The 12,739-nt window shown below is 56.9% G+C and carries 17 protein-coding genes and 1 tRNA gene; 4 read left to right on the top strand and 14 right to left on the bottom strand.

Annotated elements, in window-relative coordinates; genetic code table 11:
• Positions 1-118 precede the first annotated feature (118 nt).
• A complete protein-coding gene (locus L6D81_RS15575) occupies positions 119-376 on the top strand; it encodes a hypothetical protein (protein ID WP_236180738.1) in 258 nt (85 codons plus the stop codon).
• Between the two features lie 88 nt (positions 377-464).
• On the opposite strand, the gene L6D81_RS15570 is transcribed toward L6D81_RS15575, so the two are convergent.
• The 9 genes from L6D81_RS15570 to thrS form a co-directional block, all read right to left on the bottom strand.
• A tRNA-Pro gene (locus L6D81_RS15570) sits at positions 465-541 on the bottom strand.
• Between the two features lie 88 nt (positions 542-629).
• The gene (locus L6D81_RS15565; protein WP_003179985.1) at positions 630-986 is read right to left on the bottom strand and encodes a MerR family transcriptional regulator; all 357 of its coding nucleotides are present in this window, start codon (positions 984-986) and stop codon (positions 630-632) included.
• Positions 967-1,269: an integration host factor subunit alpha gene (gene ihfA / locus L6D81_RS15560; RefSeq protein WP_002553164.1), complete on the bottom strand. Its 303-nt coding sequence runs from the start codon at positions 1,267-1,269 to the stop codon at positions 967-969. Before ihfA ends, L6D81_RS15565 begins: the two co-directional genes overlap by 20 nt.
• 3 nt (positions 1,270-1,272) lie before the next feature.
• Complete coding sequence (gene pheT, locus L6D81_RS15555; protein WP_236180736.1) at positions 1,273-3,651, bottom strand: phenylalanine--tRNA ligase subunit beta; 2,379 nt, start codon at positions 3,649-3,651, stop codon at positions 1,273-1,275.
• A gap of 26 nt (positions 3,652-3,677) precedes the next feature.
• Positions 3,678-4,694 carry a phenylalanine--tRNA ligase subunit alpha gene (gene pheS / locus L6D81_RS15550; RefSeq protein WP_011333387.1) on the bottom strand — a complete coding sequence of 339 codons (1,017 nt, stop codon included), beginning with the start codon at positions 4,692-4,694 and terminating at the stop codon, positions 3,678-3,680.
• A gap of 109 nt (positions 4,695-4,803) precedes the next feature.
• Positions 4,804-5,160 (bottom strand): 50S ribosomal protein L20, encoded by a 357-nt coding sequence (gene rplT / locus L6D81_RS15545; protein WP_002553161.1) that lies wholly within the window; start codon positions 5,158-5,160, stop codon positions 4,804-4,806.
• Between the two features lie 30 nt (positions 5,161-5,190).
• On the bottom strand, positions 5,191-5,385 hold the full coding sequence (rpmI, locus tag L6D81_RS15540; RefSeq protein ID WP_002553160.1) for a 50S ribosomal protein L35: 195 nt from the start codon (positions 5,383-5,385) through the stop codon (positions 5,191-5,193).
• Positions 5,386-5,445: 60 nt separating this feature from the next.
• A complete protein-coding gene (gene infC, locus L6D81_RS15535; protein WP_169432615.1) occupies positions 5,446-5,997 on the bottom strand; it encodes a translation initiation factor IF-3 in 552 nt (183 codons plus the stop codon).
• On the bottom strand, positions 5,997-7,919 hold the full coding sequence (gene thrS / locus L6D81_RS15530; protein WP_007956031.1) for a threonine--tRNA ligase: 1,923 nt from the start codon (positions 7,917-7,919) through the stop codon (positions 5,997-5,999). The genes infC and thrS overlap by 1 nt, the downstream gene beginning before the upstream one ends.
• Before the next feature lie 371 nt (positions 7,920-8,290).
• Here thrS and L6D81_RS15525 point away from each other — a divergent pair, with 371 nt between their 5' ends.
• Positions 8,291-8,593, top strand: coding sequence for a hypothetical protein (locus L6D81_RS15525; RefSeq protein WP_085747799.1), 303 nt, complete (start codon positions 8,291-8,293; stop codon positions 8,591-8,593).
• Between the two features lie 290 nt (positions 8,594-8,883).
• Entirely contained in the window at positions 8,884-9,096 is a 213-nt protein-coding gene (locus L6D81_RS15520) for a cold-shock protein (RefSeq protein WP_007956027.1), read from the top strand.
• A 72-nt stretch (positions 9,097-9,168) separates the two neighbouring features.
• Here the strand turns inward: L6D81_RS15520 and L6D81_RS15515 are convergent, their stop codons facing one another.
• Both L6D81_RS15515 and L6D81_RS15510 read right to left on the bottom strand, forming a co-directional pair.
• The gene (locus tag L6D81_RS15515; RefSeq protein WP_236180734.1) at positions 9,169-9,486 is read right to left on the bottom strand and encodes an I78 family peptidase inhibitor; all 318 of its coding nucleotides are present in this window, start codon (positions 9,484-9,486) and stop codon (positions 9,169-9,171) included.
• Positions 9,487-9,653: 167 nt separating this feature from the next.
• Positions 9,654-9,959, bottom strand: coding sequence for a hypothetical protein (locus L6D81_RS15510; RefSeq protein ID WP_236180731.1), 306 nt, complete (start codon positions 9,957-9,959; stop codon positions 9,654-9,656).
• A 128-nt stretch (positions 9,960-10,087) separates the two neighbouring features.
• Here L6D81_RS15510 and L6D81_RS15505 point away from each other — a divergent pair, with 128 nt between their 5' ends.
• Positions 10,088-10,300, top strand: a complete 213-nt coding sequence (locus tag L6D81_RS15505) for a hypothetical protein (protein WP_236180729.1) — start codon at positions 10,088-10,090, stop codon at positions 10,298-10,300.
• Positions 10,301-10,333: 33 nt separating this feature from the next.
• On the opposite strand, the gene L6D81_RS15500 is transcribed toward L6D81_RS15505, so the two are convergent.
• From L6D81_RS15500 to rbsK, 3 genes are read right to left on the bottom strand one after another with little or no spacing between them, the layout of a single operon-like run.
• Entirely contained in the window at positions 10,334-11,362 is a 1,029-nt protein-coding gene (locus L6D81_RS15500) for a nucleoside hydrolase (RefSeq protein WP_236180727.1), read from the bottom strand.
• 43 nt (positions 11,363-11,405) lie between these two features.
• The gene (gene rbsD / locus L6D81_RS15495; protein ID WP_236180725.1) at positions 11,406-11,810 is read right to left on the bottom strand and encodes a D-ribose pyranase; all 405 of its coding nucleotides are present in this window, start codon (positions 11,808-11,810) and stop codon (positions 11,406-11,408) included.
• Entirely contained in the window at positions 11,807-12,724 is a 918-nt protein-coding gene (rbsK, locus tag L6D81_RS15490; protein WP_236180723.1) for a ribokinase, read from the bottom strand. Before rbsK ends, rbsD begins: the two co-directional genes overlap by 4 nt.
• Positions 12,725-12,739 lie beyond the last annotated feature (15 nt).

Below are 12,739 nucleotides of genomic sequence, written 5' to 3'. Positions count from 1 at the left end.
CCAGATCTATAGCGGGCATCCGTGAACGGATAGATACGATTTTCCGCCCGTCACCCTACGGGCACTTTACCCGCCCCTGCTCTTCCAACGTCCATGCACCTTACGCGGAAGCCAGATGATGAACAGAATCACTGCAGCCCTAATGCTTGGAAGTCTTTTATCTGTCAGCGCACCATTTGCGATGGCGGGAAGTACCGTTCCGCCTACTGGTATTCCCGGAATCAACCAGGGAGGCACCGAACCCAGAGAAGAAAAGGCCGACAAAAAGGGTGAAGAAGCCTCGGGATCGAACTCCGGTGCAGAGCCCCACGAGACAGAGAAGGACGCGCAAACATCCAGCGGATCGAAGGATGGAGTTGAAGAAAAGAAACCTTGAACGGTTTTGCTGCAACAGCAGTTTTTCGCAGGCACAAAAAAGCCGATCCAGCTGATCGGCTTAAGTGTCTGATTTTAATCAGGAATTATGGTCGGGACGGAGTGATTCGAACACTCGACCCCTAGCACCCCATGCTAGTGCGCTACCGGACTGCGCTACGCCCCGACTAGGCGTGAAACTGTTTTTCATCTCGAAAGACGCTCAAGAATATATCGCAAGCTTTTGAAAACTGGAAGTATTTAAAAGCAGGAAATTATTTCTTGAGAACCACCAGTACATCTTCGAGCTCGGCGATCATCTGGCGGATCATTTGCTTGTATTGGGTGGTGTCGTCTTTGGCCTCATCACCGGACAGGCGCAGGCGTGCGCCGCCGATGGTGAACCCCTGATCGTAAAGGAGCGCGCGGATCTGCCGGATCATCAGCACGTCCTGGCGCTGATAATACCGGCGATTTCCGCGGCGCTTGACGGGGTTGAGCTGAGGAAACTCCTGCTCCCAGTAGCGCAGCACGTGCGGTTTTACCGCACACAGCTCGCTGACTTCACCGATGGTGAAGTAGCGTTTGCCCGGGATGACGGGGAGTTCGTCGTTATGACTTGGTTCCAGCATAAGCCTCAACTCGGGCCTTCAACTTCTGCCCTGGACGAAAGGTGACCACACGGCGAGCCGTGATCGGGATTTCTTCCCCCGTTTTCGGGTTGCGGCCAGGCCGCTGGCGTTTGTCCCGAAGGTCGAAATTGCCGAAACCCGACAATTTGACCTGCTCGTTGTCTTCAAGAGCGTGCCTGATTTCCTCGAAAAACAGTTCTACCAATTCCTTGGCTTCCCGCTTGTTCAGGCCCAGCTCTTCATACAGACGTTCCGCCATCTCAGCTTTCGTCAAAGCCCCCATACGTCACTTCCTTAACGTGGCGTTCAACCTTTGTTCGAGCGAGGTGAGGATGTTTTGCGTCGTCGAATTCACCTCATCGTCATTAAGAGTGCGCGATGGATGCTGCCAGGTCAAGCCGACTGCAAGGCTTTTTCTATCAGGATCAATGCCTTTACCCTGATACACGTCAAATAGCCTGAGGTCTGTCAGCCATTCACCTGCATTTTCACGGATTACGTCCAGCACAGCCGAGGCTGCAACGTCTTTGTGCGCAATCAGAGCCAGGTCACGGCGCACTTCAGGAAAGCGCGACAACTCGTGGAATTTCGGCATTTTCCCCAGAGCGACTTCAGCCAGAACCAGCTCGAAGACGAAAACCGGACGGTCGAGACCCAGGGATTTCGACAATTCAGGGTGAATCGCGCCGATAAAGCCGACTTCACGCCCATCCCGCTCGATGCGTGCGGTCTGGCCCGGATGCAGCGCAGGATGCTTGCCCGGTGCAAAAGCGAACTGATCCAGCGCACCGGCAAAGCCGAGCACCGCTTCTACGTCAGCCTTGACGTCGAAGAAGTCGACAGTATCGCGACCTTGCGCCCAGCCTTCCGGCAAACGGCTGCCGCACACCACACCGGCGATCATCGGCTCTTGCTTGAGACCTTCCAGCTGACCGACAAAGCGCAGACCGCTCTCGAACAGACGAACACGATCCTGCTGACGGTTGAGGTTGTGCTGCAGCGCCTTGACCAGGCCCGGCCACAACGACGAACGCATGGCGGCCATGTCATTGGAGATCGGATTCGCCAACAGCAGCGGCTCGACGCCTGGGCTGAACAGCTCGAACTGCTTCGGATCGATGAAGCTGTAAGTGATCGCCTCCTGGTAACCACGAGCGACCAGCAGACGACGCAGTTCCGGCAAATCGCTGCGCGCTTCGGCCTTGGCCTGTGGCGCCAGACGAGCTTGCGGGTAACGAACTGGCAGGCGGTTGTAACCGTACAGACGTGCCAGCTCTTCGATCAGATCGACTTCCAGGCTGATATCGAAGCGATGGCTCGGCACTTCTACGCGCCACTGCCCTGCTCCGTCGGCGGAAACCTTCAGACCCAAAGCATTGAGCAGACGCTCGACTTCGGCCGAATCCATTTCCATGCCCAACATCTGGGTGATGCGCTGCGCACGCAGGGTAATCGGCGCGATCGACGGCAGGTGCTGCTCGCTGACGGTCTCGATAATCGGACCTGCTTCGCCACCAGTGATTTCCAGCAGCAGGCCAGTGGCGCGCTCCATGGCTTCACGGGCCAGTTGCCAGTCCACACCACGCTCGTAGCGGTGCGAAGCGTCGGTGTGCAGACCGTAGGAACGAGCCTTGCCCGCCACAGCGATCTGGTCGAAGAACGCACTTTCAAGGAATACATCGCGAGTGGTCGCGGAGACGCCGCTGTGCTCGCCACCCATCACGCCGGCAATGGCCAGAGCACGAGTGTGGTCAGCGATCACCAGCGTATCGTTACGCAGGCTGACTTCCTGACCGTCGAGCAGCACGAGCTTCTCGCCCTCTTCCGCCATGCGCACCCGGATGCCGCCATTGATTTCGGCGAGATCGAAGGCGTGCAGCGGCTGACCCAGCTCAAGCATCACATAATTAGTGATGTCGACGGCGGCGTCGATGCTGCGGACTTCGGCGCGACGCAGGCGCTCAACCATCCACAGCGGCGTCGGCTTGGACAGGTCAACGTTACGAATGACACGGCCCAGATAACGCGGGCAAGCGGCAGGTGCCAGGACTTCTACCGAGCGCACCTCGTCATGCACCGCTGGAACGGTCATCACCACCGGGCGAGTGACCGGAGCGTCGTACAGCGCGCCAACTTCACGGGCCAGACCGGCCAGGGACAGGCAGTCGCCACGGTTCGGAGTCAGATCGACTTCGATGCTGGCATCTTCCAGGTCCAGATAAACACGGAAATCTTCGCCCACCGGCGCATCGGCCGGCAGCTCCATCAGACCGTCATTGCCTTCACCGACCTGCAGCTCGGATTGCGAGCACAGCATGCCGTTGGATTCGACACCGCGCAGCTTGGCCTTCTTGATCTTGAAGTCGCCCGGCAGCTCGGCACCGATCATCGCGAACGGAATCTTCAGGCCCGGACGCACGTTTGGCGCACCGCACACGACCTGAAAAGTTTCCGCGCCATTGCTGACCTGGCATACGCGCAACTTGTCGGCATCGGGATGCTGCTCGGTGCTCAGCACCTCGCCCACCACCACGCCACTGAAAACACCGGCGGCCGGCGTAACGCTGTCGACCTCAAGACCGGCCATCGACAGACGGGCAACCAGCGCGTCGCGATCCACCTGCGGGCTGACCCAGCCACGCAGCCATTGTTCACTGAATTTCATCCTGCTCTCCTAAGAATTCGTTACGACTAGCGAAATTGCGCGAGGAACCGCAAGTCGTTGTCGAAGAACAGACGCAAGTCGTTCACGCCGTAACGCAGCATGGCCAGACGCTCAACGCCCATGCCAAAGGCAAAGCCCGAGAACTCTTCCGGGTCGATCCCGGACATGCGCAGCACGTTCGGGTGAACCATGCCGCAGCCCATCACTTCCAGCCAGCCAGTCTGTTTGCAGACGCGGCAGCCTTTACCGCTGCACATCACGCATTCCATGTCGACTTCGGCGGAAGGTTCGGTGAACGGGAAGTACGAAGGACGGAAACGCACGGCCAGTTCTTTCTCGAAGAACACCCGCAGGAACTCTTCGATCGTGCCTTTGAGGTCGGCGAAGTTGATGTCGCGATCAACCAGCAGGCCTTCAACCTGATGGAACATCGGCGAGTGGGTAATATCGGAGTCGCTGCGATACACACGGCCTGGGCAGACGATGCGGATCGGCGGCTTTTTCGACTCCATGGTGCGGACCTGTACCGGCGAGGTATGGGTGCGCAGCAACATGTTGGCATTGAAATAGAAGGTGTCATGCATCGACCGGGCCGGGTGGTGGCCTGGGATGTTGAGCGCCTCGAAGTTGTGATAGTCGTCTTCGACCTCGGGGCCTTCGGCAATGCCGTAGCCGATATGGGTGAAGAACTGTTCGATACGTTCCAGAGTCCGGGTGACCGGATGCAGACCACCGGAGGTCTGACCGCGGCCCGGCAGGGTCACGTCGATGGATTCGGCAGACAGTTTGGCAGCCAGTTCGGCTTCCTCAAACAGAGCCATGCGCGCATTGAGAACGCCTGTGACACGTTCCTTGGCAACGTTGATCAGGGCGCCGACCTGCGGACGCTCTTCTGCCGGCAAATTTCCCAGGGTCTTCATCACCTGAGTCAATTCACCTTTTTTGCCAAGGTATTGAACCCGGATTTGCTCCAGGGCATTGATATCTTCAGCGCTTTGCACAGCCTCTAGTGCTTGAGAGACCAGCGCATCCAGGTTTTCCATGTACAGACTCCAGATACAAAATAGGGGAAGAGCTTGAAGGCTCTTCCCCTATTTATGACGTTTAACACCTGGCCCCACAGAGGTGAGGCCGGGTGACTGTCGGGGGTACTTAAGCCAAGGTGGCTTTAGCTTTCTCGACAATCGCAGCAAACGCCGCTTTTTCGTTCACTGCCAGATCAGCCAGAACCTTACGGTCGATCTCGATGGACGCTTTTTTCAGGCCAGCGATGAAACGGCTGTAGGACAGACCGTTAACACGAGCACCAGCGTTGATACGAGCGATCCACAGAGCGCGGAACTGACGTTTTTTCTGACGACGGTCACGGTAGGCGTATTGGCCTGCCTTGATTACCGCTTGCTTGGCAACACGGAATACGCGGGAGCGTGCGCCGTAGTAGCCTTTAGCAAGTTTCAGAATTTTTTTGTGACGTTTACGGGCAATGACGCCACGCTTTACACGAGCCATGAGTTACTTCCTCTATTCTTGATCCAAAAATTAACGAAGGCGCAGCATGCGCTCGACTTTTGCCACGTCAGACGGATGCAGCAAGCTGCTACCGCGCAGTTGACGCTTACGCTTGGTCGACATTTTGGTCAGGATGTGGCTCTTGAAAGCGTGCTTGTGCTTGATACCGTTAGCAGTTTTCAGAAACCGCTTAGCAGCACCACTTTTGGTTTTCATCTTTGGCATGTTCGGATACTCCGCATTCAGTTGATAAACATAATCAGAAGGCCTGCCGTGCCCTGTTGATTACTTCTTCTTTTTCGGGGCGATGACCATGATCAGCTGGCGTCCTTCCATCTTAGGATGCTGTTCGACCGAACCGTACTCGAGCAGGTCTTGTTCAACCCGCTTGAGGAGTTCCATCCCCAGCTCCTGGTGGGCCATCTCACGGCCGCGGAATCGCAAGGATACCTTGGCCCTGTCCCCGTCACTCAGGAAACGTACCAGGTTGCGCAGTTTTACCTGGTAATCCCCTTCCTCCGTCCCTGGACGAAACTTGATTTCTTTTACCTGAATCTGCTTCTGGTTTTTCTTCGCCGCAGCAATCTGCTTCTTCTTTTCGAAGATCGATTTGCCGTAGTCCATCACACGGCAAACCGGTGGGACTGCGTCGGCAGAAATTTCTACCAGATCAAGCTTTGCTTCTTCAGCAATACGAAGCGCTTCATCAATCGAGACGATGCCAATCTGCTCGCCATCAGCGCCAATTAACCGAACCTCGCGTGCCGAGATATTCTCGTTGATCGGGGCTTTCGGTGCAGCTCGTTTATCTTGTCTCATTTCACGCTTAATAATAATTACTCCGAATCTGGGCGACCACGCCGGGAAACCGCTTGCGCGAGAAACTCAGCGAACTGGGCGACGGGCATCGAGCCCAGGTCAGCACCTTCACGAGTACGCACAGCGACAGTCTGCATCTCGACTTCCTTATCCCCAATAACCAAGAGATATGGAACCTTGAGCAAAGTATGCTCGCGGATTTTAAAGCCGATCTTTTCATTTCTCAAGTCGGACTTGGCACGAAACCCGCTTTCGTTGAGAGTTTTTTCGACCTGAGCGACGAAATCTGCCTGTTTATCAGTGATATTCATGATCACTGCCTGGGTTGGCGCGAGCCACGCAGGGAATGCACCTTCGTAGTGCTCGATCAGAATCCCGACGAAACGCTCGAACGAACCGAGGATCGCACGGTGCAACATCACCGGATGCTTGCGGCTGTTGTCTTCGGAGACGTATTCGGCTCCCAGACGCACAGGCAGGTTGAAATCGAGCTGCAAGGTACCACACTGCCACACGCGACCGAGGCAATCTTTCAGAGAGAATTCGATCTTCGGACCGTAGAACGCCCCCTCACCCGGCTGCAGATCGTACGGCAGACCCGCGCTATCAAGAGCTGCAGCCAGCGCAGCTTCAGCGCGATCCCACAGCTCGTCGGAACCGACGCGCTTTTCCGGACGAGTGGACAGCTTCATCTCGACGTCGGTAAAGCCGAAATCGCGGTAAACATCCATGGTCAGCTTGATGAACGCAGCGGATTCAGCCTGCATCTGCTCTTCGGTGCAGAAGATGTGCGCGTCGTCCTGAGTGAACGCACGCACACGCATGATGCCGTGCAGCGCACCCGAAGGCTCGTTACGGTGACAGGCACCGAACTCGGCCAGACGCATCGGCAACTCGCGGTAGCTCTTCAGGCCTTGGTTGAACACTTGCACGTGACAAGGGCAGTTCATCGGCTTGATCGCGTAGTCGCGGCTTTCCGACTCGGTGGTGAACATGTTGTCGGCGTAGTTGGCCCAGTGCCCGGACTTTTCCCACAGGCTACGGTCAACGACTTGCGGCGTTTTGATTTCAAGATAGCCGTTGTCGCGCTGCACCTTGCGCATGTACTGCTCAAGTACCTGGTACAACGTCCAGCCATTCGGGTGCCAGAACACCATGCCCGGCGCTTCTTCCTGGGTATGGAACAGGCCCAGGCGCTTGCCGATCTTGCGGTGATCGCGCTTTTCAGCTTCTTCGATACGCTGGATGTAAGCCGCCAACTGCTTCTTGTCAGCCCAAGCGGTGCCGTAGACGCGCTGCAATTGCTCGTTCTTGGCATCACCGCGCCAGTAGGCGCCGGACAGCTTGGTCAGCTTGAAGGATTTCAGGAAGCGGGTATTCGGCACGTGCGGACCGCGGCACATGTCAACGTATTCTTCGTGATAGTACAGGCCCATGGCCTGCTCGTTCGGCATGTCTTCGACCAGGCGCAGCTTGTAGTCTTCGCCACGGGCCTTGAACACTTCGATCACTTCGGCACGCGGAGTGACTTTCTTGATGACGTCATATTCTGTATCGATCAGCTGTTGCATGCGCTGTTCGATAGCCGCCATGTCGTCCGGAGTAAAAGGACGCTCGAAGGCGATGTCGTAATAGAAACCTTCGTCGATGACCGGCCCGATAACCATCTTTGCAGTCGGGTACAGTTGCTTGACCGCATGGCCGACCAGGTGGGCGCAAGAGTGGCGAATGATCTCCAGCCCCTCTTCATCCTTTGGCGTGATGATTTGCAGCGTCGCGTCGCTGTCGATGATATCGCAGGCGTCGACCAGCTTGCCGTTGACCTTGCCGGCCACGGTGGCCTTGGCCAAACCGGCACCAATGGATGCGGCGACCTCGGCTACGGAAACCGGGTGATCGAATGAACGTTGACTGCCGTCGGGAAGAGTAATAGTTGGCATGGCGCCTCCTCTCCTAGTGGTGACCCCTACCAAAGGTCACGTGGGTTGGGATGAGCCAGTACAAGATCCGATCCTGGCCATTCAATGACGAACGCCTGCCTTACAGCGGCAGGAGCCTTGCGGCCAACCGGAAAACCGAACCAGAGTGACTGGGATTCAAATCAGAAAATTCGTGCACTGCCGCTACCGGGACTGAAGGTCATCCGGAGCCTGCGAACGCCCGAGCCAGGCATGCTAGCACAGATGAACGGTCGCCGATGCACTGTGGTTTTATCGGGAGGCAAATCATCTGTTTTATGCCAGAGTGCTGAACTTGATCGGCCTTCGGGCCCTCAGATAACAAGACATTGACCCACAAGGAGCATCCTCGCATGCGTCTTAATACCCTGCTTGCTGCAGTCGCCCCCCTCGTCTTGCTGCTGCCGCTGAGCGCCCACGCTGACTGGCCAAAGGGCGAGCGTGAGAAATACATGGCTCAGTGCACCCAGGCGGCCACTCCGCAAATCGGTGCCGCTGCCGCAAAATCCCACTGCGCGTGCGGTGCCGATGCCATCAAATCCTATCCGGCCAGTGACATTCAGGCGCTGATGGACAACAAGGCCAGCCAGGAATTGCAACAAAAAGCCCTGGGGCAAATTGCCAAATGCAAGGCCAATACCCCGGCGAAAAAATGATGAAAAAGGCCTTTTCACTGCCCCCAGCACCGCTGAAAAGCATCTGATTCAGGCCTTTTCGTACGATTTATGCAGGTTTTACAGGTTTTTTTATTGTCTTTATTTTTCGCTCGAGGCCTTTTAAACCGCGGCCTCCAGCCGAAACAGGCAGTAAAGAAAACACGACTGATTGGCAAACAGCACGTCCGGGGGGCTACCAAAGCGAACATTTCGACTATGATACCCCGGTGTGCCCAGTTGGCCTGAGCAGCACAGTACTACTGAAAATATATGTTTCTTGGAGATACACCATGTCTAATCGCCAAACCGGCACCGTTAAATGGTTCAACGATGAAAAAGGCTTCGGCTTCATCACTCCTCAAGGTGGCGGTGACGACCTGTTCGTACACTTCAAAGCTATCGAAACTGACGGTTTCAAAAGCCTGAAAGAAGGCCAGACCGTCTCCTTCGTGGCTGAGAAAGGCCAAAAGGGTATGCAAGCTGCACAAGTCCGCCCAGAGTAATCTTCCGGCGCACTAAAAAAACCCCGTCCATGTGACGGGGTTTTTTATGGGTGAAACAAAAGCCCGAGAGGCTCAGCCACAGTTGACGCGAGTGATCACCAGGTTCTGATCGGTATTGAGGTTGAGGCGATCGGAGCGGTACTCCAGCGTAATCATGTCATTAGGCTTTAGGAACCGAGCGTTCTGCGCACCGGCCTTCTTGCGCGCCTGCTCCAACAGCTCCGGCGAAGCTTTCTTGCCGAGAGCGAACTCCGCAGCTGATGCCTCACAACGATCATGACCCGCCTCAGTCGTCACGGGATCCTTCTGCGATTCACTGGAGGTTGTACCGCAACCCGCCAACAGAGCAACGATCATCAGTGCACCCAGTGACACGAACTTGCAAGGCATTGAAGCCTCCTTATTTCAATTTTGAGCAGAGATCGTGCGACCGCCAATACGGCGTTTGGTTTCACGGAGAGTGCCATCACCCTGCCCCACGATCGGAAAAACGCCGAGTGTGCCTTAGCCAAGCCTGAAGCATCACCCCGTAAAACGTCACTGAATATTAATGACGTTCAGTAGACGTCTATGTAGTCGTAGGAAGGGTTCGGCCAATTGTCCTTGAGTGCATTGAAGATCTGCATGACCCAGACCTCATCGCTGGCCGCGACATTTCCCACATATCCCGAGCCTTTAGCCCAGGTCTCCAGGCGAAACAGCAGGCCATCGATGTCCTGCCCACCAGTGACACCCGAAGAGATATAGGCAATCCCGCCCTTGGTCACACGCAGCTGAGTGTGATCATCATCACTGGCCGACGCCAGCATCTGGCGGACAGCATCAAGGCTAAGGCCGTCGGGGCTATTCAAATCGATCTGCACTGCTCAATCCTTGTTTTATTGCGGAAACAACCAAGTGTCGCATAGCCCCACGCTCATGCCTAAGTCGCAGTGCCAAACGTTCGGCAAAGTGGTTAACTCAGGACTCAGATCCTGTGACCGAGCCTGCCATGACTACCGTAAGTATTACCGCCGACATCAAGGCCACCTGGCCACAAGGGCACAGTTCTTACAGTCCAGGCAGTCCGGAAGAATTGGCATTGATCAGCATCGATTTACTGGTGAAGACGCTGGGACCGCAGGGCGCGCAGTCGTTCATTGCCCAACTGTTCGAGAAGTATCCCGATGACTTCAAAGGGACATCGGATACCGAGAGGGAGTAAAAGCCCGCAAGCTGAAACCTGCGGGCGCATGGCTTACTTCAGACGTTTCAGACGCTCGGTCAGCAGATCGAAGAAGCCCTGGGCGTCGCCGTTCTCAACCCAGAAGGCGTTCTTCGGTGCCTTGAGGCCGTCATACCAATCGACAATGGTCTGGCCGAACGTCGGGCCTTCACGGCTGTCGACGACCACATTCACCGAACGACCCGTGAACAGTTCAGGCTTGAGCAGATAAGCCACGACGGTGGCATCATGCACCGGACCACCCGGAATGCCGTAGTGCTCCATATCCCCTTTGATGTACTCGTTGAGAATGTCGCCGACAATCTTGCTTGCATTGTTGTTCAGCGCCGCGATCTGCTTCAGGCGCGCATCGCTGGTCAGGATCTTGTGGGTCACGTCCAGCGGCAGGTAGGTCAGTTTCACGCCGCTTTTGAGCACCACCTCCGCTGCCTGCGGGTCGGCGTACAGGTTGAACTCGGCCACTGGCGTGATGTTGCCGCCGTTGAAGTGGGCGCCCCCCATGATCACCACTTCCTTGATCCCCTGAACGATCTCCGGTTCCTGAATCAGTGCCAGGGCCAGGTTAGTCTGTGGACCGAGCATCGCGATGGTGATGCTGTGCGGCTTGGCTTTTTTCAGGGTGTCGATCAAGTAGTTGACCGCACTGCCTTCGGCCAGGCCTTTTTTCGGCTCGTGCACGGTGACACCCGACAGGCCTTCCTTGCCATGGATGTTTTCGGCGTAGATCGGCGTGCGCATCAGCGGTTTCGGCGCACCGGCGTACACCGGGACCTCTTCTCGCCCTGCCCACTCACGGGCCAACCGGGCATTGCGCGAAGTCTTGTCCAGACGCACGTTGCCGGCCACGGTGGTCAACGCGCGAATGTTCAGTTCCTCCGGGGAGGCCAGGGCAAACAACAGGGCGACCACGTCGTCGGCGCCCGGATCGGTGTCGATGATCAGGTCGATCTTTTCTGCCGCCTGGGCGCCGGTCGCGGTTATAACGGACAAAAGCAGCAGACTCCGAATCAGTTGATGCATTTTTTGAGCATAGCGGTGCATGGCGCACTCCTTGTGCAAATGAAATCGAAAGGGTTGAATCCTGTTAGAACGTAACACCGGCTACCAGCACGATGTTGCAGTACGGCTGACATTCGCCCGTACGAACAATCGCTCGTGCCTGTCGGCTGAGTACCTTGAATTGCTCGTGACTGAGCAGGTCACGCCGCCCCAGCGAGCCTTCGTCATTCAGCTCGTCCAGCGTGGACAGCGCAGTCGGTTGCTTGTCGAAAATCTCCTTGGCCAGCGCATGGCTTTCCACCTGCATTTCGCTGAGCACGACTTTCAGGGTACTGACAAAGTCCGGTACGCCGTGCGTCAACGCCAGGTCGATCAGCTCGACACCCGGCGGCACCGGCAGGCCAGCGTCGCCGATCACGACCATGTCGCCATGTCCAAGAGAAGCAATCAGCCTCGACAGGGCGACATTGAGCAAAGGAGTCTTTTTCATGCGGGTTTGAATGCCTGTACGTCGGAGGTGGTAGGAATGGAGGGCTGGGCACCTGCCCGGGTGACCGACAGGGCCGCAGCGACTTGCCCGAAACGAATGGCCTCGTCCTCGGTTTTGCCGGCCGCCAGCGCAGCCGCAAATCCGCCGACAAAGGTATCCCCCGCGGCAGTGGTATCGACAGCCTTTACTTGGGGTGCAGGAAAATGCTGGTAACCCGTGCCGTTGGCGAACAATGAGCCTTGAGCCCCAAGTGTGATGATGACCTTGCCAGCGCCCAGTGAAATCAGGTGCGCCGCAGCTTTTTCAGCGGTCTCCAGCGAGTCCACCGGCAGGCCGCTGAGGGCGGCGGCCTCGCTCTCGTTGGGAATCAGGTAATCGATGGCGGCAAACCAGTCCGCCGGCAGCGGGCGACTGGCCGGTGCCGGGTTGAGGATGACCATTTTGCCCAGCTCACGTCCACGTTTCAGCGCATGGCCGACCGTCGCATCGGGGATTTCCAGCTGGCAGATGATCACGTCGGCAGCCTGCAGCACGGCGTCGAACCGGTCGATAACCGCGGGAGTCATCGAACCATTGGCACCGGCCACGATGACAATCGCGTTCTGACTGTTGTCATCGACCACGATCAGCGCCACGCCACTGGAGTCCTCCACCACACTGACCGACTGACAATCGATCTGCTCGGCCAGCAGGGCTTCGCGCAATTGCACGCCATAGGCATCGTTGCCCACACAGCCGATCATCGACACCTGCGCACCCAGTCGCGCGGCAGCTACGGCCTGATTGGCGCCCTTGCCACCGGACACGGTCGCGAAGGAATGGCCGATCAGCGTCTCGCCGCCCCGGGGCAAGCGCGGCGCCCGGGTGACCAGGTCCATGTTCAGACTGCCTATTACCACTACATTTGCAGACATACATCACTACTCTTC

The organism is Pseudomonas sputi, assembly GCF_021603585.1.
GTDB lineage: Bacteria > Pseudomonadota > Gammaproteobacteria > Pseudomonadales > Pseudomonadaceae > Aquipseudomonas > Aquipseudomonas sputi.
This window is presented reverse-complemented; position numbering and strand designations above follow the sequence as displayed.